Raw genomic sequence first — 23,704 nt, forward strand, 5'->3', positions numbered from 1 at the left:
CCGCCGGCTGCCGCGGCAATGCGGCGGCCGGCGGTCGATGGAACAGGAAGTGGGGAGACGACGTGTCAGCGGCACTGCGTTTTGACAATATCGGCAAGGTATTTCCCGGCGTGCGCGCACTCGACGGCATCTCGTTCGACGTGCATGCGGGCGAGGTGCATGGCCTGATGGGCGAGAACGGCGCGGGCAAGTCGACGCTGCTGAAGATTCTCGGCGGCGAATACCAGCCCGATGCGGGCAGCGTGCTGGTCGACGGCCAGCCCATGCAGTTCGCGAGTGCGGCGGCGTCGATCGCGGCCGGCATCGCGGTGATTCACCAGGAGCTGCAGTACGTACCCGACCTGACGGTCGCGGAAAACCTGCTGCTCGGCCGCCTGCCGAACGCGTTCGGCTGGGTGAAAAAGCGCGAGGCGAAGCGCTACGTGCGCGAGCGGCTCGCCGCGATGGGCGTCGATCTCGATCCCGACGCGAAGCTCGGGCGGCTGTCGATCGCTCAGCGGCAGATGGTCGAGATCTGCAAGGCGCTGATGCGCAATGCGCGCGTGATCGCGCTCGACGAGCCGACGAGCTCGCTGTCGCATCGCGAGACCGAGGTGCTGTTCAAGCTCGTCGACGACCTGCGCGCGCAGGGCCGCGCGCTGATCTACATCTCGCACCGGATGGACGAGATCTACCGGCTGTGCGATGCGTGCACGATCTTCCGCGACGGGCGCAAGATCGCGTCGCACGATGCGCTCGCCGACGTGCCGCGCGAGCGGCTCGTCGCCGAGATGGTCGGGCGCGAGATTTCGGACATCTACCATTACGCGCCGCGCGCGCTCGGCGACGTGCGGTTTTCCGCCGAAGGCGTCGACGGCCCGGCGCTGCGCGAACCCGCGAGCTTCTCGGTGCGCGCGGGCGAGATCGTCGGTTTCTTCGGGCTGGTCGGAGCGGGCCGCAGCGAACTGATGCGGCTCGTGTACGGCGCGGACCGCCGGCGCGCGGGCGTGCTGACGCTCGACGGCGCGCGCATCGACGTGAAGCGCACCGGCGACGCGATTCGCCACGGCATCGTGCTGTGCCCCGAGGACCGCAAGGAAGAAGGGATCATCGCGATCGCGTCGGTCGCGGAGAACATCAACATCAGCTGCCGCCGCCATTCGCTGCGCGCGGGGCTGTTCATCGACCGCAAGACCGAAAGCGAAACGGCCGACCGCTTCATCCAGCGGCTGAAGATCAAGACGCCGAACCGGCGGCAGAAGATCCGCTTCCTGTCCGGCGGCAACCAGCAGAAGGCGATCCTGTCGCGCTGGCTCGCGGAGCCCGACCTGAAGGTCGTGATCCTCGACGAGCCGACGCGCGGGATCGACGTCGGCGCGAAGCACGAGATCTACGACGTGATCTACCGGCTCGCCGAGCGCGGCTGCGCGATCGTGATGGTGTCGTCGGAGCTGCCGGAAGTGCTCGGCGTGTCCGATCGCATCGTCGTGATGCGCGAAGGCCGGATCGCGGGCGAGCTGCCGCGCGAACAGGCGAACGAGCACGCGGTGCTGAACCTCGCGCTGCCGCAGACGAGCGCCGCCCAGGCGGCCTGACGCGGCGCACGACATTCGAATCGACCAGGCGCGGCGTGGGCCGCGCGATGCAGGAGCAGGAGACACAATCATGCAAGTCAGGGAAAACCTCGCCGGCGCAGCCGTGAAGCAGTCGGCCGACGCGCTGGTTCCACAGCAAAGCGACCGGCAGAAGTGGTGGCAGCACCTCACCGAGTACAGCCTCATCGCGATCTTCGCGGTGATGTTCATCACGATGTCGCTGACGGTCGATCACTTCTTCTCGATCGACAACATGCTCGGCCTCGCGCTGTCGATCTCGCAGATCGGCATGGTCGCGTGCACGATGATGTTCTGTCTCGCGTCGCGCGACTTCGACCTGTCGATCGGCTCGACCGTCGCGTTCTCGGGCGTGCTGTGCGCGATGGTGCTGAACGCGACCGACAACACGTTCGTCGCGATCGTCGCGGCGGTCGCGGCCGGCGCCGCGATCGGCTTCGTGAACGGCGCGGTGATCGCGTACCTGCGCATCAACGCGCTGATCACGACGCTCGCGACGATGGAGATCGTGCGCGGGCTCGGCTTCATCGTGTCGAAGGGGCAGGCGGTCGGCGTGTCGTCGGATACGTTCATCGCGCTCGGCGGGCTCACGCTGTTCGGCGTATCGCTGCCGATCTGGGTCACGCTGCTGTGCTTCATCGCGTTCGGCGTGCTGCTGAACCAGACCGTGTACGGCCGCAACACGCTCGCGATCGGCGGCAACCCCGAGGCGTCGCGGCTCGCGGGGATCAACGTCGAACGCACGCGCGTGTACATCTTCCTGATCCAGGGCGCGGTGACCGCGCTCGCGGGCGTGATCCTCGCGTCGCGCATCACGTCGGGCCAGCCGAACGCCGCGCAGGGCTTCGAGCTGAACGTGATCTCCGCGTGCGTGCTCGGCGGCGTGTCGCTGATGGGCGGCCGTGCGACGATCTCGGGCGTCGTGATCGGCGTGCTGATCATGGGCACCGTCGAGAACGTGATGAACCTGCTGAACATCGACGCGTTCTACCAGTACCTGGTGCGCGGCGCGATCCTGCTCGCGGCCGTGCTGCTCGACCAGCTGAAGAACCGCGGCGTACGCGACTGACCTGATTTCACGGAGACGAACCCGCATGACCATCGACACTTCCGCGCACGACCCGCACGCCGCGAGCCATGCGCGCTATGCACGCTACCCGAGCCTCGAGGATCGCGCGGTGCTGATCACGGGCGGCGCGACCGGCATCGGCGCGTCGTTCGTCGAGCACTTCGTGCAGCAGGGCGCGCGCGTCGCGTTCGTCGACCTCGATGCGGCCGCCGGCGCCGCGCTGGCGGAAAGCCTCGCGCACGCACGTCATGCGCCGCTGTTCATCCAGTGCGACCTGACCGACATCGATGCGCTGCGCCATGCGATCGACGCGATCCGCGCGCGCATCGGCGCGATCGCGGTGCTCGTGAACAACGCGGCGAACGACACGCGCCATTCGATCGGCGACGTGACGCCCGAATCGTTCGACGCGGGCATCGCGGTGAACCTGCGCCACCAGTTCTTCGCCGCGCAGGCGGTGATCGACGACATGAAGCAGCAGGGCGGCGGCGCGATCGTCAATCTCGGCTCGATCAGCTGGATGCTGAAAAACGGCGGTTATCCCGTCTACGTGATGGCGAAGGCGGCCGTGCAGGGCCTGACGCGCGGCCTCGCGCGCGACCTCGGCCCGTTCGGCATCCGCGTGAATTCGCTGGTGCCCGGCTGGGTGCTGACCGACAAGCAGCGCCGGCTGTGGCTCGACGACGCGGGCCGTGCGGCGATCAAGGCCGGCCAGTGCCTCGATGCCGAACTGCTGCCGGCCGATCTCGCGCGGATGGCGCTGTTCCTCGCGGCCGACGACAGCCGGATGATCACCGCGCAGGACGTGATCGTCGACGGCGGCTGGGCCTGACCGTTCATACCGACCTGCATCGTTTCTTCGACGAAGGAAAGGAGCTCATCATGACCGCCACGTCCTCGCGCGCATCGTCGTCCACGAGCCAGTCGCGCCGCGCCCGCCTGGCCGCCGCCGCGCAGCCGGTCAGCCCGGGCCCGCAGACGGCCGTATTCGCGCAGGGCGTGGGCGCCGCGCATGCGGCGGCTGTCTCGCTGTCGAATGCGTCGCTGCGGCTCGACGTGCTGCCGCACCTGGGCGGCGGCATCGCACGCTTCGACTGGCGCGGCGACAACGGTGCGCTGGTGCCGGTGTTCCGCCGCTGCGAGCATCCGGAGACGGCGACGGACCCGAACGAGCTCGCGTGTTATCCGCTGCTGCCTTACTCGAACCGGATCGGCGGCGCGCGCTTCGAATGCGACGGGCGCAGCGTCGCGGTGCCGCGCAACCGCCGCGACGAGCTGCTGCCGATCCACGGCGACGGCTGGCTCGCGCCGTGGCAGGTGGACGATGCGACCGACACGACGCTGCAGTTGTCGCTCGATCGTGCGAGCGGCGCGCCTTATGCGTTCCGCGCGATCCAGTCGTTCGAACTCGACGACACGACGCTGTCGATCGCGCTGACGATCGAGAACGCGGGGCGCGCCCGGCTGCCGTTCGGGCTCGGCGTGCATCCGTTCCTGGTGCGCGACGCGGTGACCGAACTGGCCGCGGCGGCCGGCGGGCTGTGGCTGTCGGGCGCCGATTTCCTGCCGGTGCGGCACGTGAGCGTGCCGCCGGCCTGGCAGTTCGGCGTCGCGTATCCGCTGCCGGCCGCGCTCGTCAATCACGCGTTCACCGGCTGGGGCGGCCACGCGACGGTGCACTGGCCGCGCCGCGGGCTGTCGCTGACCGTCGCGGCCGACGCCGACGCGTACGTGCTCTATACGCCGCCCGGCGAGGATTTCTTCTGCTTCGAGCCGGTCGATCATCCGATCAATGCGGTGAACCTGCCGGGCGGCGCGGCCGCGCACGGGATGACGCTGCTCGCGCCGGGCGAGCGGCTCACGAGGCGTTTCGCGTTCACCGTCGAGCGCGCCGATGCGCGCGGCAATGCGGCAACACGCGAGGGACGCCGGCGACGCGGGTAAAATACGCGGTCTACCAACGGTTTGCCGCGAGTACCTGCCATGTCTTCCCCGCTTACTTTCATCGAATCGCTGCGCGCCGCGTGGCAGCGTACGAATTCGCTGCTGTGTGTCGGCCTCGATCCCGAGCCGTCGCGCTTTCCCGTGCAGTTCGACGGCCAGCCCGACGCGATCTTCGAATTCTGCCGGCAGATCGTCGACGCGACCGCGCAGTACGCGAGCGCGTTCAAGCCGCAGATCGCCTACTTCGCCGCGCATCGCGCGGAAGACCAGCTCGAACGGCTGATCGCGCACATCCACCTTCAGCATCCGGGCCTGCCTGTGATCCTCGACGCGAAGCGCGGCGACATCGGCAGCACGGCCGAGCAGTACGCGCGCGAAGCGTTCGAGCGCTATCGCGCGGACGCGGTCACGGTGAACCCGTACATGGGCTACGACTCGGTCGAGCCGTACTTCGAGCACGAAGGCAAGGGCGTGATCGTGCTGTGCCGTACGTCGAACCCGGGCGGCTCGGACCTGCAGTTCCTGGAAACGGGCGGGGCCGGCCATCCGGGGCGGCCGCTGTACCAGGTCGTCGCGGATCTCGCGGCGAACAAGTGGAACGCGAAGAACGGCCAGCTCGGCCTCGTGGTCGGCGCGACGTTCCCGAAGGAAATCGAGATCGTGCGCGGGATCGTCGGCGACATGCCGCTGCTGATCCCCGGCATCGGCGCGCAGGGCGGCGACGTGCAGGCGACCGTCAACGCCGGCCGCACGGCCGACGGTACGGGCATGATGATCAACTCGTCGCGCGCGATCCTGTACGCGAGCAACGGCGAGGATTTCGCCGAAGCCGCGGCGCTCGCCGCGCAGAAGACCCGCGATACGATCAACGCGCATCGCTGAAACGCTCCGGCCGCCCGTTCGGGCGGCCGACTTTCCGGCCGGCCCGCGCAGGCGGGTCCGTGCCGCGTTCCCGCGCAACTTTCCCGTTTCTTCTGCCTGCCCGGGGTCAGCCTTCGCGCTCGTCGAGCAGCTTCAAGAGCCCGCGCAGCGCATGCACGGCCGCCTGCGTGCGGATCTGTTCGCGGTCGCCCTTGAACACGAGCGTCTCGACGTCGGTATGGAGCCGGTTGCTCCAGCCGAACGACACGGTGCCGACCGGCTTTTTCTCGCTGCCGCCCGCCGGGCCCGCGATGCCCGTGACGGACAGCGCGACCTGCGCGCGGCTGTTGCGCAGCGCGCCTTCGGCCATCGCGCGCGCGACGGGCTCGCTGACGGCGCCGTGCTTGTCGATCAGGTCGGGCGGCACGCCGATCATGTCGATCTTGGCCTGGTTCGAATACGTGACGAAGCCGCGCTCGAACCACTGGCTGCTGCCGGAGATGTCGGTGATCGCCGCGGCGATCATGCCGCCGGTGCAGGATTCGGCGGTGGCGAGCGTCAGGTGCTCGTCACGCAGCTTGTTGCCTGCGCGGATCGCAAGCTGGTGGACGACGGAATCGGTTGGCATGCGTCGGGAAACGGGAGTCGGGAAATCGGTCAGCCGACGACGGAGCGCCACAGGGCGATCACGAGCAGCGTCATGAACGCGGCGACCAGGTCGTCGGCCATGATGCCGAGCCCGCCTTTCAGGCGGCGGTCGAAATAGCGGATCGGCGGCGGCTTGAGCATGTCGAAGAAGCGGAACGCGACGAACGCCCACAACTGGCCGACGAAGGTCGCGGGCGTGACGAACAGCATCACGAGCCAGATCGCGACGATCTCGTCCCAGACGACGGCGCCAGGATCGGACGTGCCCATCTTCCTCGCGGTGAAACCGGTGATCCACGTGCCCGCCACGAAGCCGGCCGCGATCAGCGCCCACCATTCGGGCACCGTCAGGTAGCGGCTCAGCACGACGAACGTGAGCCAGCCGAACAGCGAACCGAACGTGCCGGGCATGATCGGCGCGAGCCCGCTGCCGAAGCCGAACGACACGAGGTGCGCCGGGTGCGACAGCATGAAGCGCGCGCTCGCGCGCTTCGGCGCGTGCTGGTTCGGTGCGGCGCCGGGTTCGGCCGCGGCGTGCTCGGGCATCGGGTCAGTCTGCATGGAAGTGGTCGAAGCCGTGCAACGTGAGAGCCAGGGGCGCGCCGGCGGCGTCGCGCCACGCGATCGCGGGCCGCTCCGACGGCGCGGACAACGCGCGTATTGTACCGATTCGCGTGACCGGCACGCCGGCCGTCGCGCCGGCCGCTTCGACCGCCGCGCGGGCCGCGGCCGGGGCCGTGAAGCACAGCTCGTAGTCGTCGCCGCCCGCCAGCGTGCAGCGGCGCTGCACGTCGGGCGGCAGCGTCGCGAGCGCGGCCGAGCGCGGCACCGCATCGGCGTCGATCTCGGCGCGCACGTTCGAGCGCGTCAGGATGTGCTGCAGGTCGCCGGCGAGGCCGTCCGAGATGTCGAGCGCCGCGTGCGCGACGCCCGCGAGCGCGAGGCCGAGCGCGATGCGCGGCTCGGGGCGCTCGAGCGCGCGCCGGAACGCGGCGGCCTCGTTCGCGCCGGCCGCCCATTCGCCGCGTGCGACGCCGAGGCCGGCGCGCGCGTCGCCGAGCGTGCCGGATACCCAGACGTCGTCGCCGTCGCGCGCGGCATCGCGCCGCAGCGCCGCGTCGGGCGCAACTTCGCCGAATACGGTCACGCACAGGTTCAGCGGCCCGCTCGTCGTGTCGCCGCCGATCAGCTCGCAGCCGAACCGCTCGGCGAGCGCGAACAGCCCGTTGCTGAACGCCTCGAGCCACGCCGCGTCGGCACGCGGCAGCGCGCACGCGAGCGTGAATGCGCGCGGCTCGGCGCCCATCGCCGCGAGGTCGGACAGGTTGACCGCGAGCGTCTTGTGGCCGAGCGCGTCGGGGGCGACGTCGGGGAAGAAGTGGCGGCCTTCGACCAGCATGTCCGTCGAAATGGCCAGCAATTTCCCGGATCGAGGCGCGATCAGCGCGCAATCGTCGCCGATGCCGAGCGTCGACGCGCGTGCGCCCTGTGCCGCGCGGCGCGCGAAGAAGCGATCGATCAGCGAAAACTCGGAGAGGGCGGCTGGCACGGCGGGTGGATCCGATACGGTTCAGGGAACGGCATTGTACGAGGCGAACGGCGGCGTTCCTGCACCGTTCGGTACATTTTTGTCGCGGCTGTTGCACCCGAATCGCCGGTCTGGCGGCCTTCGATTGGCGCTACAATGCCGTCGAACAGTTATTCTAATCCGCACGTCACGAGACACATGTCCACCCAAGCTTCTTCCAAAGCCAAGCTCCGCGAAGCCGCGCTCGATTATCACGAATTCCCGACTCCGGGGAAGATCGCGATCGCCCCGACCAAGCAGATGATCAACCAGCGCGACCTCGCGCTCGCGTATTCGCCGGGCGTGGCGTATGCGTGCGAGGAGATCGTCGAGAACCCGCTCAACGCCGCGCGTTTCACCGCGCGCAGCAACCTGGTCGGCGTCGTCACGAACGGCACGGCGGTGCTCGGTCTCGGCAACATCGGCCCGCTCGCGTCGAAGCCGGTGATGGAAGGCAAGGCCGTGCTGTTCAAGAAGTTCGCCGGCATCGACGTGTTCGACATCGAGCTGAACGAGTCGGACCCGCACAAGCTCGTCGACGTGATCGCCGCGCTGGAGCCGACCTTCGGCGGGATCAACCTGGAAGATATCAAGGCGCCGGACTGCTTCATCGTCGAGCGCGAAGCGCGCAAGCGGATGAAGATCCCGGTGTTCCACGACGACCAGCACGGCACCGCGATCGTCGTGGCCGCGGCCGTCACGAACGGCCTGAAGGTCGTCGGCAAGGACATCAAGAAGGTGAAGCTCGTCGCGTCCGGCGCGGGCGCGGCCGCGCTCGCGTGTCTCGACCTGCTGGTCGACATCGGCCTGCCGCTCGAGAACATCACGGTGACCGACCTGGCCGGCGTGGTCTACAAGGGCCGCACCGAGCTGATGGACCCGGACAAGGAGCGTTTCGCACGCGAAACCGAAGCACGGACGCTGGCCGAAGTGATCGACGGCGCGGACATCTTCCTCGGCCTGTCGGCCGCGGGCGTGCTGAAGCAGGAGATGGTGAAGGGCATGGCCGAGCGCCCGCTGATCCTCGCGCTCGCGAACCCGACGCCTGAAATCCTGCCGGAGCTCGCGCTCGAAGTGCGCCCCGACGCGATTCTCGCGACCGGCCGCACCGACTACCCGAACCAGGTCAACAACGTCCTGTGCTTCCCGTTCATCTTCCGCGGCGCGCTCGACGTCGGCGCGACGACGATCACGCGAGAAATGGAAATCGCGGCAGTCAACGCGATCGCCGAGCTCGCGCAGCACGAGCAGAGCGACATCGTCGCGACCGCGTACGGCATCCAGGACCTGTCGTTCGGGCCCGAATACCTGATTCCGAAGCCGTTCGATCCGCGCCTGATCGTGAAGATCGCACCGGCCGTCGCGCAGGCCGCGATGGATGGCGGCGTCGCGACGCGCCCGATCGAGGACATGGAGGCGTACCGCGTCCATCTGCAGCAGTTCGTGTATCACAGCGGCACGACGATGAAGCCGATCTTCCAGATCGCGCGCGCGGCGCCTGAAGAGAAGAAGCGCGTGGTGTTCGCGGAAGGCGAAGAAGAGCGCGTGTTGCGCGCCGTTCAGATCATCGTCGACGAAAAACTCGCGAAACCGATCCTGATCGGCCGTCCGTCGGTGATCGAGCACCGTATCCAGCGCTACGGCCTGCGCCTGAACCCGGGCGTCGACTTCACGGTCGTCAACACCGAGCACGACGAGCGCTACCGCGACTTCTGGCAGTCGTACCACAAGCTGATGGCGCGCAAGGGCATCAGCGAGCAGCTCGCGCGCGTCGAGATGCGCCGCCGCACGACGCTGATCGGCGCGATGCTGGTGAAGCGCGGCGAGGCGGACGGGATGATCTGCGGCACGATCAGCACCACGCACCGCCACCTGCACTTCATCGATCAGGTGATCGGCAAGCGCCCCGGCTGCAGCGTCTATGCGGCGATGAACGGCCTCGTGCTGCCGGGCCGCCAGATCTTCCTGGTCGACACGCACGTGAACGTTGATCCGACCCCGGAGCAACTGGCCGAGATCACGATCATGGCCGCGGAAGAAGTGCGCCGCTTCGGCATCGAGCCGAAGGTCGCGCTGCTGTCGCACTCCAATTTCGGCACGAGCAACGCACCTTCGGCGCAGAAGATGCGCGATACGCTCGCGATCCTGCACGAAACCGCACCGGAGCTGAAGGTCGACGGCGAGATGCACGGCGACGTCGCGCTCGACGCCGCGCTGCGCAAGGAAATCCTGCCGGAATCGACGCTGGAAGGCGACGCGAACCTGCTGATCCTGCCGAACATCGACGCCGCGAACATCGCTTACAACCTGCTGAAGACGGCTGCCGGCAACAACATCGCGATCGGGCCGATCCTGCTGGGCGCTGCCCAGCCGGTGCATGTGCTGACCGAATCGGCGACCGTTCGCCGCATCGTCAACATGGCGGCACTGCTGGTCGCCGACGTGAACGCCACGCGCTGAGCAAAAACGAACGCGCCAGGCCGGTCGAACCGGTGTGGCGCGTCGGGCGAAATTGTAAACAAAAGCAAAAAGAGGCGTGCCCGCAATGGGCACGCCGCCGGGCAGGGCGCAAACGCGCTTCCCTCAAGCAACAGCAGCATCTCTCTCCACTCCGGGTAGCGAGCGTGGCAAGGAGGCAGGTCTTGCCAGACGAGAGATGCCGGACGTATTTTATCCTATGTAAGATAAATGTAGAGTGAATTCGGTAAGAAATACGCAAATCCGCGGGTTGTCGGGCTTTCGATTCCCAAACGGACATTGATTCGCGCGGCCAATAACGCTACGCTAACGCCTTTGTTGGTCGTCAACTACTTGATTTAACAGCGGGAACCCTGGTTCATGGCACGCAAGTGGCTCCGCAACGGCGCGCTCGCGTCCGTCTTCGCGATGTTCGCGATGGGTATCGTCGGCACGCCGACGGGCAGTCTGGTTTCCGCCGCTTACGCACGGGAGGCCGTTTCGGCCGACGTGGCCGCCAGCGGGCTCGATACGATCCCGACCGCCCGTCTTCCGCGCGAGGCCGTGACCACGCTGGGACTGATCGGCGCCGGCGGCCCCTATCCGTACGAGAAAGACGGCGTCGTGTTCGGCAACCGCGAGCGGATCCTGCCGAAGGCGAAGCGCGGCTACTACCATGAGTACACGGTGCCGACGCCGCGTGCCCGCAATCGCGGCGCGCGCCGGATCGTCTGTGGCGGGCCATTGCGCCGGATCGACAACTGTTATTACACGGGCGACCACTACAACAGTTTTAAACGTATTGTTGAATGACTTCGGGACGAATGGCATGAGCGACTCCATCTACGCGCACGACACGGCGGCGGCGGAACTGTTCGCGGCCGGCGACGGCAACCTGTTTCAGCGCGTGATTCAACTGAACGCGGCGGCACAGGCCGTCGGCGCGCCGGAGCAACAGGAAGCCGAGCCCGGGCTTTCATCGAACGAGGAGCCTATGAGCCTTTTCACGACCGTGCGACCCAATCTCGTGCAGTCGATCCGCGCGTTCCGCGTGCAGGATCTCGCCGACGAAGCAGGTCGGCTCGGCCAGCACTTCCTGTACGCGTATTGCGGCGCCGCGCAGTCGAAGCAGGAAGTGATGGAAACGATCGCGACGTCGTTCCTGTTCCCGAAGCATTTCGGGAAGAACTACGACGCGCTGTACGACTGCCTGACCGACCTCGTCGCGAAGGCCGGCGCGCAGCCTGGTTTCGTGATCGTCCTCGAAGGGCTGCCGATCGCGCAGAAATTCGACAAGGAAGGGCGCGAGACGCTGCTCGACGTGTTCCGCGAGGCCGCCGAGTTCTGGGCCGAGCGCAAGGTCGCGTTCCGCGTGTTCTACTCGTTCGCGTAAGCGCGAAGCGGCCGGCCCGGCGAAAAGCCCGCTTCGAGCGGGCTTTTTTGCGCATGCACGATGCGTATGGGCCGGCGGCACGTCGCTCCCTGCCAGCGGCCTTTCATCGGACACCTTTTTTCGAGACAATCTCGATCGGCCTGGTTGCGGCAGCCGTCGCGTCGGGTGCGAAAAACAAATCGTCGAGAGAGGGCTGTCTTCCCATGAATATTTCCCGTTCCGCACGCGCCGGCGCGCGTATCCCGTTTGCGCGTGCCGCCGTGCTGTCCCTGCTGGTTGCGGCGGGCGCCGTGCATGCCGCGCCGCTTACGCCCGAACGGACCGTCGACCTTTATATCGGCGCGTTCGTCAACGGCGACGCTTCGAAGGCCCGCGAGTTCAACGACGCGGTACGCCCGAGTTATGACGGGAAAGACGCGCTCAACGTCGGCGTCCTGTCGACGCTTGGCGAGTCGATGCGCAAGGACATGGCCGACGGGATGCTGGCGCCGATGCCGCCGAAGGTGAGTGCAGCATTGCGTCCGTCGGTCGAGAGCATGGCCGCCGCGTATCAGCGCGCGCTCAACCGCTCGGAATGCAAGGCGACCGGGTCGTCGCGGCAACCGAACTCGGCCATCGAGGGCCAGACGGTCGCGACGGTCGAGTTCGCGTGTCGCGTCCCGGATGCCGGGCCTGGCGGGAAGGCGCTGCAGGCGAAGCTTGGCAACGGTCGCCTGAAGAACGACGCGGCACGGATTGCTGCATTCAAGGCGATCTTCTCCGGCATGGCGCAGGTCCTGGACGCGGCACCGGTGACGCGCCCGGTGGCGGGCAAGATCGACCTCTACAGCCTGGACGGAGGCTGGGCGACCGGAAGCCCGCAAGACGTGCTGAGTCCGGTTCTCGATGCATTGTCCGATTCGATGCCGCACGGATCGTCGAGCGACAAGCCGCGATAAGCCGCAGCGTGGAAACGCGCCGCATTCCTGCCGTGACGCCGGCCGGATATCGCGCCGCGGCAGGGTGACGGGTGGGCCGGGAAGTGTCGTGCCACCTCACGGCGGCACGCCCATCTCGTCACCATCCGCCCCAGCGCGCCGCCAGCGCCGCGAGCACGGCCGCGCCGGCTGTCTCGGTGCGCAGCACGCGGGGCCCAAGCGACAGTGCGGTGAACCCGCGCGCGCGCGCTGCGTTTTCCTCGTCGGGCGACAACCCGCCTTCGGGCCCGATCAGCAGCGTGACGGCCGCCGCGGGCGGCGCGTCGGGCAGCGATGCGAACGGGATGCTCGCGCGCGGCGACAGCAGCAGCCGCAGTTCCCCATCGGCCGGCGCGGCCGGCAGCGCATCGAGCCATGCGTTGAAGCCGATTACCGGCGCGACGTCGGGCACGCGGTTGCGCCCGCACTGTTCGCACGACGCGCGCACGACGCCGCGCCAGTGTGCGACGCGCTTGTCCGCGCGTTCGCCGGCGAGCTTCACGACGCCGCGCGCGGTCGACAGCGGCACGACCGCCGCGACGCCGAGCTCGACGGCCTTTTCGATCACCCAGTCCATCTTGTCGCCGCCGGCGATCCCTTGTGCGAGCGTCACGCGGTACGGCGGCTCGGCCTCGGCCGGCTCGAACGCGTCGATCTGCGCGAGCGCGCCGCGCTTGTCGATCTCGACGAGCCGTGCGCGGTACTGGCCGCCCGTGCCGTCGAACAGCGCGAGCACGTCGCCGGGCTGCAGGCGCAGCACCTGTGCGTGGCGCGCGACGTCGGCCGGCAGCGTGAGCGTGGCGTCGGCGCGCAGTGCCGCGTCGACGAAAAAGCGCGGCACGGCCGCGGTGGTGGTGGCTTCGTTCATGCGTGTGGTGGTTTCGTTCATGCGTCGAGATGGCGCGCGAGCGCCCAGCGGTAGCCGTCGAGATCCTCGATCTGCGCGAACCGGTCGCCCCAGAACTGGTCCTGCGGCGCGCTCAGCGATTTCGCGCCCGCGTCGAGCGCGCGCTGCCAGGTTGCGTCGACATCGTCGACATACAGATAGAACGACTGCGGCGCGGTGGCGTGCGCGCTTTTCGGCGTGAGCGCGATCGAGCCGAATGCGCCTTCGGGCGCGAACATCACGATCAACTGGCCGCGGTAGGCCATCTCGACGTGCATGATCGCGCCGTCCTCGTCGTGCATGTCGCGCAGTTCGAAGCCGAAGGCGGCCTTGAAGAAATCGATGGCCGCGCGCGCGTTGCGCACGGCCAGATACGGCGTCAACCAAGGCACGTCGGCCGGACGTGGATCGGTCATGAAAATCTCCTGTCGAACAGTGTTGGCGCTTCGGCGCCTGCCCTGATCGCGTGCTTCGCGGTCTGTCAGCGTGCTGGCGCGCATCCGGGTCGTTCCGGTCCCGCGTTTCGCACGGCGAACCATGCGAAGCCTCGAAGGAAAAACGGAGCGATGCGGCCGCCCGGACGCTCAGCGGCGAGCACCCAGTGTATCGCGCAGCGCGTGCGGCAGGGCAAAGAGGGACGCATGCAGCCGCGCGTCGTAGTAGCGCAAGCCCTGGACGTGGCGCGCGGCGAGCCGTTCGTCGATGTCGTGCGCGAACAGCGCGGCCGCATCGAGCGTGTCGCTCGCGATCGCCATCAGCCACTGCGAACCGTATAGCGGCACGTGCGCGGACAACGGATCGACGACCGCGAAGCTCGCGCGCAGGTCGTCGAGCAGCGCGGCGATGCGCGCCGCGTGGAACACCGGCGAGCCGAGATGCATCGAGATCGCGCCGCACGGCGTGAGGATCCGCTTGAGCCGCGCGTAGAACGCACGCGTATAGAGGCCGGCCGCCGGCGAATCGGGCGGCGTGAGGTCGAACACGACGAGATCGAAATGCTCGACGGTCGACTCGACGAAATGCGCGGCGTCGCCGATCACGACCTCGACGCGCGGGTCGTCGAGCGCGCCCTGGTGTACGTCGTCGAGATAACGACGTGCCATCCCGACCACCTCGTCGTCGAGTTCGGCGATCACGATCCGCTCGATGCACGCGTGCTTGAGCAACTGGCGCGCCGCGCCGCCGTCGCCGCCGCCGAGCACGAGCGCCTTCTTCGGCGACGGATGCGCAAGCGCGGCCGGGTGCGTCATGCACTCGTGATAGACGTACTCGTCGCCGACCGACGTCATCGGCCGGCCGTCGAGCGTAAACAGGCGGCCGAGCTGCGCGGTTTCCCAGACTTCGATCTGCTGGTGCGGGGACGCGACGCGCGCGAGCCGCCGAGCATTCGGGAAGCCGTAGGTGACGTCGGGCGTAGGGTGGAAGAGTAGCGTGGTGCTCACGGGCGGGCCGCTAGGGGCAGTCGGTTCTGACGTCTGAATTATAGGAGGCGCGCGGTTTGGCGGAAAACCGTGCCGGAACACCGCGCGTCGACAAGGGAAATGTCGGCCCATCTGTTAAAATGACGCGCTTTGCAGCCCCGTCCGTAGGCTCCGTCCGCTTCGCGTCCGTCAGGCGCCGCACCGCGCGCCGGGAACGATTGACGCTCGAGCTTCCGGATGCCGCCGTGCCCCCGTTTCCTCGACTCGTTCTCCGGACTCGACATGACGACTTCGTCTCCCGCCTCCACCACCTTGATGGCCAACGCGATCCGTGCGCTCGCGATGGACGCCGTCCAGCAAGCGAACTCCGGCCACCCCGGCATGCCGATGGGCATGGCCGAAATCGGCGTCGCGCTTTGGTCGCGCCATCTGAAGCACAACCCGACGAACCCGCACTGGGCAGACCGCGACCGCTTCGTGCTGTCGAACGGCCATGGCTCGATGCTGCTGTACTCGCTGCTGCACCTGACCGGCTACGACCTGCCGATCGAAGAGCTGAAGAACTTTCGCCAGCTGCACTCGAAGACGCCGGGCCACCCGGAATACGGGATCACGCCGGGTGTCGAGACGACCACCGGCCCGCTCGGCCAGGGCCTCGCGAACGCGGTCGGCATGGCGCTCGGCGAAGCGCTGATGGCCGACGAGTTCAACCGCGACGGCGCGAAGATCGTCGATCACCACACGTACGTGTTCCTCGGCGACGGCTGCCTGATGGAAGGCATCTCGCACGAAGCCTGCTCGCTCGCGGGCACGCTGAAGCTGAACAAGCTGATCGCGCTGTACGACGACAACGGCATCTCGATCGACGGCGACGTCGTGAACTGGTTCCACGACGACACGCCGAAGCGCTTCGAAGCGTACGGCTGGAACGTGATCCCGAACGTGAACGGCCATGACGTCGACGCGGTCGACGCGGCCATCGCGAACGCGAAGCTGTCGGACAAGCCGACGCTGATCTGCTGCAAGACGGTGATCGGCAAGGGCGCGGCGACCAAGGCCGGCGGCCACGACGTGCACGGCGCGGCGCTCGGCGCGGAAGAAATCGCGAAGACGCGCGAAGCGCTCGGCTGGAAGTGGGAGCCGTTCGTGATTCCGCAGGAAGTCTATGCGGCATGGGACGCGAAGGAATCCGGCAAGCGTGCCGAGAGCGACTGGGACGCGACGTTCGCGCAATATCGCGCGAAGTTCCCGGCAGAAGCCGCCGAATTCGAGCGCCGGATGGCCAACCAGCTGCCGGCCGACTGGGCCCGGAAGGCTGCGGCGATCATCGCCGGCGCGAACGAACGCGCCGAGACGGTCGCGACCCGCAAGGCGTCGCAGCAGGCGATCGAAGGGCTGGCCGCCGCGCTGCCCGAGCTGCTCGGCGGCTCGGCCGACCTGACCGGCTCGAACCTGACCAACTGGAAGGCCTCGAAGGCGGTCCGCGCGAATCCGGAAGGCGCGGGCGTCGTGCTGGGCAACCACATCAACTACGGCGTGCGCGAATTCGGCATGAGCGCCGCGATCAACGGCCTCGCGCTGCACGGCGGCCACAAGCCGTTCGGCGGCACGTTCCTGACGTTCTCCGACTACAGCCGCAACGCGCTGCGCGTGGCCGCGCTGATGAAGGTGCCGTCGATCTTCGTGTTCACGCACGATTCGATCGGCCTTGGCGAAGACGGCCCGACGCACCAGTCGATCGAGCACGTGTCGAGCCTGCGCCTGATCCCGAACCACGACGTGTGGCGTCCGGCCGACACGGTCGAGACGGCCGTTGCCTGGACGCACGCGGTTGCCGCGGATCGTCCGTCGAGCCTGATCTTCAGCCGCCAGAACCTCGCGTTCAACCCGCGTACCGACGCGCAGATCGCCAACATCGAGAAGGGCGGCTATGTCCTGAAGGACTGGGACGAAGAAATCGTCGCGCGCAAGATCATCCTGATCGCGACGGGTTCGGAAGTCGAGCTCGCGATGAAGGCCGTCGAGCCGCTCGCGCAGCAGGGCATCGCGGCGCGCGTCGTGTCGATGCCGTCGACCAACGTGTTCGACCGCCAGGACGCCGAATACCGCGAACGCGTGCTGCCGCACGGCGTGCGCCGCGTCGCGATCGAAGCGGGCGTGACGAGCTTCTGGCACAAGTACGTCGGCCTCGAAGGCGGCGTCGTCGGGATCGACACGTTCGGCGAATCGGCGCCGGCCGGCGTGCTGTTCAAGTACTTCGGCTTCACCGTCGAGCACGTCGTCGAGACCGCGAAGGCCGTGCTGGCCTAAAAGCATTCGCGACGCGCGCCACCCGTTGCGCGCGTCGCACCGTGAAGCTGCACGAAACGAATTTTTTCAGCCATCAGGAGATAGACCATGACGATTCGCGTCGCAATCAACGGCTACGGCCGTATCGGCCGCAACACGCTGCGCGCGTTTTATGAAAACGGCAAGAAGCACGATCTCGAGATCGTCGCGATCAACGACCTGGGCGATGCGAAGACCAACGCGCACCTGACCCAGTACGACACCGCGCACGGCAAGTTCCCGGGCGAAGTGTCGGTCGACGGCGACTACCTCGTCGTGAACGGCGACAAGATCCGCGTGCTGGCGAACCGCAACCCGGCCGAACTGCCGTGGGGCGAGCTGGGCGTCGACGTCGTGATGGAGTGCACGGGCTTCTTCACGACCAAGGAAAAGGCAAGCGCGCACCTGAAGGGCGGCGCGAAGAAGGTGATCATCTCGGCGCCGGGCGGCAAGGACGTCGACGCGACGATCGTCTACGGCGTGAACCATAACGTGCTGAAGGCCGAGCACACCGTCATCTCGAACGCATCGTGCACGACGAACTGCCTCGCGCCGCTCGTCAAGCCGCTGAACGACAAGATCGGCCTCGAAACCGGCCTGATGACGACGATCCACGCGTACACGAACGACCAGGTGCTGACGGACGTCTATCACGAAGACCTGCGCCGCGCGCGTTCGGCCACGCACAGCCAGATCCCGACGAAGACGGGCGCTGCTTCGGCTGTCGGCCTCGTGCTGCCGGAACTGAACGGCAAGCTCGACGGTTACGCGATCCGCGTCCCGACGATCAACGTGTCGATCGTCGACCTGTCGTTCATCGCCAAGCGCGACACGACGGTCGAGGAAGTCAACGCGATCATGAAGGAAGCGTCGGAAGGCTCGCTGAAGGGCATCCTGGGCTACAACGATGCACCGCTGGTGTCGATCGACTTCAACCACAACCCGGCTTCGTCGACGTTCGACGCGACGCTGACCAAGGTGTCGGGCCGCCTCGTCAAGGTGTCGAGCTGGTACGACAACGAGTGGGGTTTCTCGAACCGCATGCTGGATACGGCTGTCGCGTTCGCGAACGCGAAGTAATCCCGCACGCGCACGGCCGCCGCAAGGCGGCCCGCGTGACGCTCGGGCCCGGTTCGGCTTCTCGCCGGCCGGGCCTTTTTTCATTCGGGCGGGCGGTGCGCCCGCACCGATACCCGGCGCGTCGCCGTCAGCGTTCCGCGTTCGGCACGACCTGCTCGACGGCATCGACGAAAGCCCGCTTCAGCGGGCTGTCGAGGTCGGTCCACGCGAGGCCGATGCCGGTGCGGTAGCCGGCCAGGTCGAGCGGTCGCGCGAGCACGTTCGGCGGCAGCGCGCTGGCGGCTTCCGCCGGGATCAGCCCGATGCCCATCCCCGCCGCGACGAGCGCGAGCATCGTCGTGAATTCCCCGAACTCCTGTGCGATTTCGAGCGTCGTGCCCGCGCGGCTCAGCGCGAGCAGCATGTCGTCGTGAAAGCCGGGCGCGTAGCGGCGCGCGAGCACGAACGCGGGCTGGCCGCGCAGCGCGGCCGGCGGGATCGTGTCGTGTGCGGCGAGCGGATGGTCGAGCGGCAGCGCGACGACGAAGCCTTCTTCCAGCACCACGCGCGTGTCGATGCCCGCATACGCCGCCGGCAGCCGGATCATCCCGAAATCGATCCGCCGGTCGCGCAGCGCGGCGATCTGGTCGGGCGTCGGCATGTCCTTCAGTTCGAGCGCGATCAGCGGATAGCGCTCGCGCATCGTGCGCAGCACGGCCGGCAGCAGCGCGGGCAGCACCGACGACACGAACGCGATCCGCAGCGTGCCGATCTCGCCGCGGCTCGACAGCCGCGCCATCTGTTCCGCGCGCGCGGCCTGCTGCAGCGTCGCGCGCGCTTCCGGCAGGAACACGCGCCCCGTGTCGCTCAGTTCGACCTTGTGCCGATCGCGCTCGAACAGCCGCGCGCCGAGCTCTTCCTCGAGCGCCTTGATCTGCATGCTCAGCGCGGGCTGCACGATGAACAGGCGCTGCGCCGCGCGCCCGAAATGCAGCTCTTCCGCGAGCGTGACGAAGGCGCGCAATTGCTTGAGTTCCATGGGCGGCGGGCAGGAGAGGGCGGTAATCAGATTTCATGATAACCGGATCAAAAAAGACCATTGGCGCGGCCTCCGGCCGGCAGCCGAAGATACCGTCGACGCGAGACCGGCCGCGACGGGCAGCCGGCTCCACTGGCACGAGGAGACATGCATGACCAACGCGCTTGAACGGTTCCGCCTCGACGGCCGCCGCGCACTGATCACGGGTTCCGGACGCGGGATCGGGCTGACGCTCGCCCGCGGGCTCGCGGAAGCCGGCGCGGCGATCGTCATCAACGATCGTAATGAAGAGAAGGCTGCGACGCTCGCGCGCCATTTTCGCGACGAAGGCTTCGCGGCCGACCATGCGGTGTTCGACGTCGCCGAGCATGCGCAGGTGCGCGCGGCGATCGACGACTTCGAGGCGCGCGTCGGTGCGATCGACATCCTCGTGAACAACGCGGGCATCCAGCGCCGCGCGCCGCTCGACGCATTCGAGCCTGACGACTGGCATGCGCTGATGCGCGTGAATCTCGACGGCGTGTTCAACGTCGCGCAGGCCGTCGCGCGTCACATGATCGCGCGCGGCCATGGGAAGATCATCAACATCTGCTCGGTGCAGAGCGAGCTCGCGCGGCCGACGATCGCGCCGTACGCGGCGTCGAAGGGCGCGGTGCGGATGCTGACGAAAGGGATGTGCGCCGACTGGGCGCGCCACGGCATCCAGGCCAACGGCCTCGCGCCAGGTTATTTCGAGACCGAGCTGAATCGCGCGCTGGTCGACGACGCGGCGTTCTCCGACTGGCTGTGCAAGCGCACCCCGGCCGGCCGCTGGGGGCGCGTCGACGAGCTGTGCGGCGCGGCGATTTTCCTTGCGTCGGCCGCATCCGATTTCGTCAACGGCCAGACGCTGTTCGTCGACGGCGGCCTGACGAGCGCCGTATAGGGAGGAAGGTGATGCGTATGCGTTGCATGTGTGTCGTGATCCACGGGCCGAACGACCTGCGGGTCGAGGAACAGGATGCGGGCGAGATCGGCCCGGGCCAGGTGCGCGTCGATGTCGCGATGGGCGGCATCTGCGGGTCCGACCTGCATTATTTCCGGCACGGCGGCTTCGGCGCGATCCGGCTGCAGCAGCCGATGGTGCTCGGCCACGAGGTTGCCGGCACGGTCGCGGCGGTAGCACCGGACGTGACGTCGGTGAAGGTCGGCGATCGCGTCGCGGTCAATCCGAGCCGGCCGTGCGGTGCGTGCCGCTATTGCCTCGAAGGCTTGCCGAACCAGTGTCTGGACATGCGCTTCTACGGCAGCGCGATGCGGATGCCGCACGTGCAGGGCGCGTTTCGCAACGCGCTCGTGTGCGACGCGGCGCAGTGCGTGAAGGTCGCCGATCACGTGCCGCTGTCGCTCGCGGCACTTGCCGAGCCGTTCGCGGTCGGGCTGCATGCGGTGTCGCGCGCGGGCCCGCTGATCGGCAAGCGCGTGCTCGTGTCGGGCTGCGGGCCGATCGGCGTGCTGGCGGTCGCGGCGGCGCGCGTGCACGGCGCGGCGGAGATCGTCGCGACCGACGTCGTCGAAGCGCCGCTGGAAGTGGCCCGCGCGCTCGGCGCGGACCATACGATCAATGCGGCGGCCGATGCCGGATGGGTTGCGCGCTACGGCGCCGACAAGGGCACGTTCGACGTGATGATCGAGTGTTCGGGCAATGCGCGCGCGCTGCGCGACGGGCTGGACGCGATGCGTCCGCGCGGGGTCGTCGTGCAGCTCGGGCTCGGTGGCGATGTCAGCCTGCCGCAGAATGTCGTGGTCGCGAAGGAGTTGTCGATCTGCGGATCGTTCCGCTTCCATGCGGAATTCGCGCTCGCGGTGCAACTGATCAATGCGGGGCGCGTCGACCTGCAGCCGGCCATCACGCGCGTGTTCCCGATGCGCGACGCGAACCTCGCGTTCGAACTGGCCGGAGACCGGCAGCGCGCGATGAAGGTGCTGATCGATTTCGCGGACGAGGCCGCGTGATCGTCAGGCGCCAGCGCGTGCGTTTTTCGCGATCGACGCGAATCCGATCGCTACGGTGTGATGCTCGTGCGGCGCGCGCCGCACGGCCGTCAGGCGCCCGGCGTCGGGAAGAAGATGCCCGCGCGCTGCGCGGCGTTCGCGATGTGCGTTTCGATCGCGCTGCCCGCGGCGGCCGCGTCGCGCGCGATCAGCGCATCGACGATCGCGCGGTGCTCGTGCCACGTCGACAGCAGCAGTTCGCGCCGGTAGAACGGCATGCGCTGGCTTTCCTTCATGATGTCCGCGCTGTTGCGCAGGATCGATTCGATCGCCGCGTTGCCGGCGAGATGGACGATCCGCATGTGGAAGTCGAAGTCGAGCTGCGACGCCTCGTCGAGCGCGTTTTCGGTCAGCGCGACGTGCAGGTCGGCGAGGTTGTCCTCGAACCACGCGATGTCGTCGTCGCTGACGACGCGCGCGGCCATTCGCGCGGCGAACCCTTCGAGCGCGTAGCGCATCTGGTACGTGTCGGGCGGTGACGACTGCTCGGCGAACCGCCAGGCGTGCGCGGCCGTCGCCTGCGCGCTTTCGACGTACACGCCCTTGCCCGCGCGGATGCGCAGCATCCCGAGCGCCTCGAGCGTCGACAGCGCCTCGCGCAGCGACGCACGGCTGATCTCCAGCTCCTCGGAGAGCTGACGCTGGGCCGGCAGCAGGCTGCCGACCGGATAAACGCCTGCCTCGATCCGGTCGCGGATCGTCGCGATGGCGGCGTCGGTCACGGTGTGCGGAACATTTTTCATGATGTGAACGATGGCCGGTCTGACCGGCATTGTAATCCGCGCATGCACGGCGCATGACCGCACTACGGGAAAGCCACGATCAGGCCCGCTTTCGGGGTCGCGCCGGACGCGCGCGGAGGGGCGGGAAATCCCTATTTTGTTCGTCCTTGACGCCACTATATCGGCTTCCTACTATCCACCATAACATCACTGGTCTTACCAGTATGAACAGACGAAACTGCAACCGTTGGATCGGGAGAGCGCCGTGTCGAAATTCCTCAATTCGCTGTTTGGCCGGGTAGTCGTCGCATTGATCCTGGGGGTCGCGCTCGGCGCGTTCTTCCCGCATTTCGCCGAGTCGTTGCGACCGCTCGGCGACGGCTTCCTGAAGCTCATCAAGATGGTCATCGGCCCGATCGTGTTCTGCGTGGTGGTCAGCGGGATGGCCAACGCCGGCGACCTGAAGAAGGTCGGCCGGGTCGGCCTGAAGGCCGTCATCTACTTCGAGATCATGACGACGCTCGCGCTCGGCATCGGCCTCGTGCTCGCGTGGCTCACGCGCCCGGGCGTCGGGATGAACATCGACCTGCATTCGCTCGACGCGTCGTCGCTCGCGTCGTATGCGAAGAACGCCGAAAGCCTGAAGGACACGGCCGGCTACCTGATGAAGATCATCCCCGAGACCGCGATCGACGCGTTCGCGAAGGGCGACATCCTGCAGATCCTCGTGTTCGCGGTGCTGTTCGGCTCCGCGCTGTCGCTGCTCGGCGACAAGGCGCAGCGCGTCAACTCGCTGATCGAGGAACTGTCGCACGTGTTCTTCCGGATCATCGGCTTCATCATCAAGCTCGCGCCGCTCGGCGTGCTCGGCGCGATCGCGTTCACGACCGGCAAGTACGGCGTCTCGTCGCTCAAGCAGCTCGGCTACCTGGTCGCGGTGTTCTACCTGAGCTGCATCGTGTTCGTCACGGTCGTGCTCGGCATCGTGATGCGGCTCGCGGGCTTCTCGGTGTTCAAGCTGATCCGCTACCTGCGCGAGGAACTGTCGATCGTGCTCGGCACGGCATCGTCGGATGCGGTGCTGCCGCAGGTGATGCGCAAGCTCGAATACATGGGCGTCAAGGATTCGACGGTCGGCCTCGTGATCCCGACCGGCTATTCGTTCAACCTCGACGGCTTCTCGATCTACCTGACGCTCGCCGTGCTGTTCATCGCGCAGGCCACCAACACGCCGCTGTCGACGCATGACCTGATCGTCGTGCTGCTCGTGTCGCTCGTCACGTCGAAGGGCGCGCACGGAATCCCGGGTTCGGCAATCGTGATCCTCGCGGCGACGCTGTCGGCGATTCCCGCGATTCCGGTGCTCGGCCTCGTGCTGATCCTGCCGGTCGACTGGTTCGTCGGCATCGCCCGCGCGCTGACCAACCTGATCGGCAACTGCGTCGCGACGGTCGTCGTCGCGGTGTGGGAGAACGATATCGACAAGGTCCGCGCGAAGCGCGTGCTGAACCGCGAGCTGCGCTACGTGCCGGCCGAAGAGGAAGGCCGCGCGGCGCCGGTCGCCGGCGACCAGGCCCACGCGCTCTGAGCGCGGCTTGTCGCGCGGGGCGGCTTCGCCCCCGGTAGTCCCGCGCGATCGATTTACATGCGGCCGGCGCCTCGATGCGCCGGAACTTAATCAGAAATTGCTTTGCATGGAATGGGAGCAGGCGCTGAAGCGCTACTCTC

22 protein-coding genes are annotated in these 23,704 nt (G+C 67.7%); 14 read left to right on the top strand and 8 right to left on the bottom strand.

Annotated features, from left to right (window positions below; genetic code table 11):
• The first annotated feature begins 62 nt into the window (after positions 1-62).
• From araG to pyrF, 5 genes are all read left to right on the top strand, one after another.
• Positions 63-1,574 carry an L-arabinose ABC transporter ATP-binding protein AraG gene (gene araG, locus GD429_RS19165; protein WP_321574716.1) on the top strand — a complete coding sequence of 504 codons (1,512 nt, stop codon included), beginning with the start codon at positions 63-65 and terminating at the stop codon, positions 1,572-1,574.
• A 70-nt stretch (positions 1,575-1,644) separates the two neighbouring features.
• Complete coding sequence (gene araH / locus GD429_RS19170; protein ID WP_152858985.1) at positions 1,645-2,661, top strand: L-arabinose ABC transporter permease AraH; 1,017 nt, start codon at positions 1,645-1,647, stop codon at positions 2,659-2,661.
• A gap of 25 nt (positions 2,662-2,686) precedes the next feature.
• Positions 2,687-3,493 carry an SDR family NAD(P)-dependent oxidoreductase gene (locus tag GD429_RS19175; RefSeq protein ID WP_152858987.1) on the top strand — a complete coding sequence of 269 codons (807 nt, stop codon included), beginning with the start codon at positions 2,687-2,689 and terminating at the stop codon, positions 3,491-3,493.
• A 50-nt stretch (positions 3,494-3,543) separates the two neighbouring features.
• A complete protein-coding gene (locus tag GD429_RS19180) occupies positions 3,544-4,605 on the top strand; it encodes an aldose 1-epimerase (RefSeq protein ID WP_152858989.1) in 1,062 nt (353 codons plus the stop codon).
• Between the two features lie 39 nt (positions 4,606-4,644).
• The gene (gene pyrF, locus GD429_RS19185; protein ID WP_152858991.1) at positions 4,645-5,487 is read left to right on the top strand and encodes an orotidine-5'-phosphate decarboxylase; all 843 of its coding nucleotides are present in this window, start codon (positions 4,645-4,647) and stop codon (positions 5,485-5,487) included.
• A gap of 106 nt (positions 5,488-5,593) precedes the next feature.
• Here pyrF and GD429_RS19190 read toward each other — a convergent pair whose 3' ends face one another.
• Genes GD429_RS19190 through thiL form a run of 3 tightly spaced genes read right to left on the bottom strand, consistent with a single transcriptional unit; the run spans position 5,594 to position 7,663 of the window.
• Positions 5,594-6,094, bottom strand: coding sequence for a CinA family protein (locus GD429_RS19190; RefSeq protein ID WP_034182697.1), 501 nt, complete (start codon positions 6,092-6,094; stop codon positions 5,594-5,596).
• Positions 6,095-6,123: 29 nt separating this feature from the next.
• Positions 6,124-6,675, bottom strand: coding sequence for a phosphatidylglycerophosphatase A (locus GD429_RS19195; protein ID WP_152858993.1), 552 nt, complete (start codon positions 6,673-6,675; stop codon positions 6,124-6,126).
• On the bottom strand, positions 6,665-7,663 hold the full coding sequence (thiL, locus tag GD429_RS19200) for a thiamine-phosphate kinase (RefSeq protein ID WP_111015331.1): 999 nt from the start codon (positions 7,661-7,663) through the stop codon (positions 6,665-6,667). Before thiL ends, GD429_RS19195 begins: the two co-directional genes overlap by 11 nt.
• 135 nt (positions 7,664-7,798) lie before the next feature.
• On the opposite strand from thiL, the gene GD429_RS19205 reads away from it, so the two are divergent.
• From GD429_RS19205 to GD429_RS19220, 4 genes are all read left to right on the top strand, one after another.
• Positions 7,799-10,141, top strand: a complete 2,343-nt coding sequence (locus GD429_RS19205; protein WP_321574719.1) for an NADP-dependent malic enzyme — start codon at positions 7,799-7,801, stop codon at positions 10,139-10,141.
• Positions 10,142-10,519: 378 nt separating this feature from the next.
• On the top strand, positions 10,520-10,951 hold the full coding sequence (locus GD429_RS19210) for a ribonuclease domain-containing protein (RefSeq protein ID WP_034182701.1): 432 nt from the start codon (positions 10,520-10,522) through the stop codon (positions 10,949-10,951).
• A gap of 16 nt (positions 10,952-10,967) precedes the next feature.
• On the top strand, positions 10,968-11,531 hold the full coding sequence (locus GD429_RS19215) for a barstar family protein (RefSeq protein WP_152858997.1): 564 nt from the start codon (positions 10,968-10,970) through the stop codon (positions 11,529-11,531).
• Between the two features lie 53 nt (positions 11,532-11,584).
• Positions 11,585-12,469, top strand: a complete 885-nt coding sequence (locus GD429_RS19220) for a hypothetical protein (protein ID WP_227791685.1) — start codon at positions 11,585-11,587, stop codon at positions 12,467-12,469.
• Positions 12,470-12,587: 118 nt separating this feature from the next.
• On the opposite strand, the gene GD429_RS19225 is transcribed toward GD429_RS19220, so the two are convergent.
• From GD429_RS19225 to speE, 3 genes are all read right to left on the bottom strand, one after another.
• On the bottom strand, positions 12,588-13,355 hold the full coding sequence (locus GD429_RS19225) for a 16S rRNA (uracil(1498)-N(3))-methyltransferase (protein WP_152858999.1): 768 nt from the start codon (positions 13,353-13,355) through the stop codon (positions 12,588-12,590).
• 17 nt (positions 13,356-13,372) lie between these two features.
• Positions 13,373-13,789, bottom strand: a complete 417-nt coding sequence (locus tag GD429_RS19230; protein ID WP_152859001.1) for a VOC family protein — start codon at positions 13,787-13,789, stop codon at positions 13,373-13,375.
• A 168-nt stretch (positions 13,790-13,957) separates the two neighbouring features.
• Positions 13,958-14,815, bottom strand: a complete 858-nt coding sequence (speE, locus tag GD429_RS19235; RefSeq protein ID WP_321574720.1) for a polyamine aminopropyltransferase — start codon at positions 14,813-14,815, stop codon at positions 13,958-13,960.
• Between the two features lie 216 nt (positions 14,816-15,031).
• Here speE and tkt point away from each other — a divergent pair, with 216 nt between their 5' ends.
• Both tkt and gap read left to right on the top strand, forming a co-directional pair.
• Positions 15,032-17,104, top strand: a complete 2,073-nt coding sequence (tkt, locus tag GD429_RS19240) for a transketolase (RefSeq protein WP_152859006.1) — start codon at positions 15,032-15,034, stop codon at positions 17,102-17,104.
• A gap of 87 nt (positions 17,105-17,191) precedes the next feature.
• Entirely contained in the window at positions 17,192-18,202 is a 1,011-nt protein-coding gene (gene gap, locus GD429_RS19245; RefSeq protein WP_107314676.1) for a type I glyceraldehyde-3-phosphate dehydrogenase, read from the top strand.
• Between the two features lie 127 nt (positions 18,203-18,329).
• Here the strand turns inward: gap and GD429_RS19250 are convergent, their stop codons facing one another.
• On the bottom strand, positions 18,330-19,220 hold the full coding sequence (locus GD429_RS19250) for a LysR family transcriptional regulator (RefSeq protein ID WP_152859008.1): 891 nt from the start codon (positions 19,218-19,220) through the stop codon (positions 18,330-18,332).
• A gap of 151 nt (positions 19,221-19,371) precedes the next feature.
• Here GD429_RS19250 and GD429_RS19255 point away from each other — a divergent pair, with 151 nt between their 5' ends.
• Both GD429_RS19255 and GD429_RS19260 read left to right on the top strand, forming a co-directional pair.
• The gene (locus GD429_RS19255) at positions 19,372-20,145 is read left to right on the top strand and encodes an SDR family NAD(P)-dependent oxidoreductase (RefSeq protein ID WP_034182706.1); all 774 of its coding nucleotides are present in this window, start codon (positions 19,372-19,374) and stop codon (positions 20,143-20,145) included.
• Between the two features lie 11 nt (positions 20,146-20,156).
• Positions 20,157-21,215 carry an L-idonate 5-dehydrogenase gene (locus GD429_RS19260; protein ID WP_152859010.1) on the top strand — a complete coding sequence of 353 codons (1,059 nt, stop codon included), beginning with the start codon at positions 20,157-20,159 and terminating at the stop codon, positions 21,213-21,215.
• Positions 21,216-21,304: 89 nt separating this feature from the next.
• Here GD429_RS19260 and GD429_RS19265 read toward each other — a convergent pair whose 3' ends face one another.
• On the bottom strand, positions 21,305-22,027 hold the full coding sequence (locus GD429_RS19265; protein WP_152859012.1) for a FadR/GntR family transcriptional regulator: 723 nt from the start codon (positions 22,025-22,027) through the stop codon (positions 21,305-21,307).
• Positions 22,028-22,241: 214 nt separating this feature from the next.
• Between GD429_RS19265 and GD429_RS19270 the strand changes: the two genes are divergently transcribed.
• A complete protein-coding gene (locus GD429_RS19270; protein WP_258282477.1) occupies positions 22,242-23,564 on the top strand; it encodes a C4-dicarboxylate transporter DctA in 1,323 nt (440 codons plus the stop codon).
• Positions 23,565-23,704 lie beyond the last annotated feature (140 nt).

The sequence above is a fragment of the Burkholderia sp. BE17 genome, assembly GCF_009362305.1.
GTDB classification, from domain to species: domain Bacteria; phylum Pseudomonadota; class Gammaproteobacteria; order Burkholderiales; family Burkholderiaceae; genus Burkholderia; species Burkholderia pyrrocinia_C.

Excerpts from the sequence above, each read along its gene's own strand:
- GD429_RS19210 (WP_034182701.1), top strand. The coding sequence starts at position 10,520 with ATGGCACGCAAGTGGCTCCGCAACGGCGCGCTCGCGTCCGTCTTCGCG.
- GD429_RS19175 (WP_152858987.1), top strand. The coding sequence starts at position 2,687 with ATGACCATCGACACTTCCGCGCACGACCCGCACGCCGCGAGCCATGCG.
- GD429_RS19265 (WP_152859012.1), bottom strand. The coding sequence starts at position 22,027 with ATGCCGGTCAGACCGGCCATCGTTCACATCATGAAAAATGTTCCGCAC.
- pyrF (WP_152858991.1), top strand. The coding sequence starts at position 4,645 with ATGTCTTCCCCGCTTACTTTCATCGAATCGCTGCGCGCCGCGTGGCAG.
- gap (WP_107314676.1), top strand. The coding sequence starts at position 17,192 with ATGACGATTCGCGTCGCAATCAACGGCTACGGCCGTATCGGCCGCAAC.
- GD429_RS19180 (WP_152858989.1), top strand. The coding sequence starts at position 3,544 with ATGACCGCCACGTCCTCGCGCGCATCGTCGTCCACGAGCCAGTCGCGC.
- GD429_RS19230 (WP_152859001.1), bottom strand. The coding sequence starts at position 13,789 with ATGACCGATCCACGTCCGGCCGACGTGCCTTGGTTGACGCCGTATCTG.
- GD429_RS19205 (WP_321574719.1), top strand. The coding sequence starts at position 7,799 with ATGCCGTCGAACAGTTATTCTAATCCGCACGTCACGAGACACATGTCC.
- GD429_RS19220 (WP_227791685.1), top strand. The coding sequence starts at position 11,585 with ATGCACGATGCGTATGGGCCGGCGGCACGTCGCTCCCTGCCAGCGGCC.
- GD429_RS19215 (WP_152858997.1), top strand. The coding sequence starts at position 10,968 with ATGAGCGACTCCATCTACGCGCACGACACGGCGGCGGCGGAACTGTTC.
- tkt (WP_152859006.1), top strand. The coding sequence starts at position 15,032 with ATGCCGCCGTGCCCCCGTTTCCTCGACTCGTTCTCCGGACTCGACATG.
- araH (WP_152858985.1), top strand. The coding sequence starts at position 1,645 with ATGCAAGTCAGGGAAAACCTCGCCGGCGCAGCCGTGAAGCAGTCGGCC.
- GD429_RS19255 (WP_034182706.1), top strand. The coding sequence starts at position 19,372 with ATGACCAACGCGCTTGAACGGTTCCGCCTCGACGGCCGCCGCGCACTG.
- GD429_RS19260 (WP_152859010.1), top strand. The coding sequence starts at position 20,157 with ATGCGTATGCGTTGCATGTGTGTCGTGATCCACGGGCCGAACGACCTG.
- GD429_RS19190 (WP_034182697.1), bottom strand. The coding sequence starts at position 6,094 with ATGCCAACCGATTCCGTCGTCCACCAGCTTGCGATCCGCGCAGGCAAC.
- GD429_RS19195 (WP_152858993.1), bottom strand. The coding sequence starts at position 6,675 with ATGCAGACTGACCCGATGCCCGAGCACGCCGCGGCCGAACCCGGCGCC.
- GD429_RS19250 (WP_152859008.1), bottom strand. The coding sequence starts at position 19,220 with ATGGAACTCAAGCAATTGCGCGCCTTCGTCACGCTCGCGGAAGAGCTG.
- GD429_RS19225 (WP_152858999.1), bottom strand. The coding sequence starts at position 13,355 with ATGAACGAAGCCACCACCACCGCGGCCGTGCCGCGCTTTTTCGTCGAC.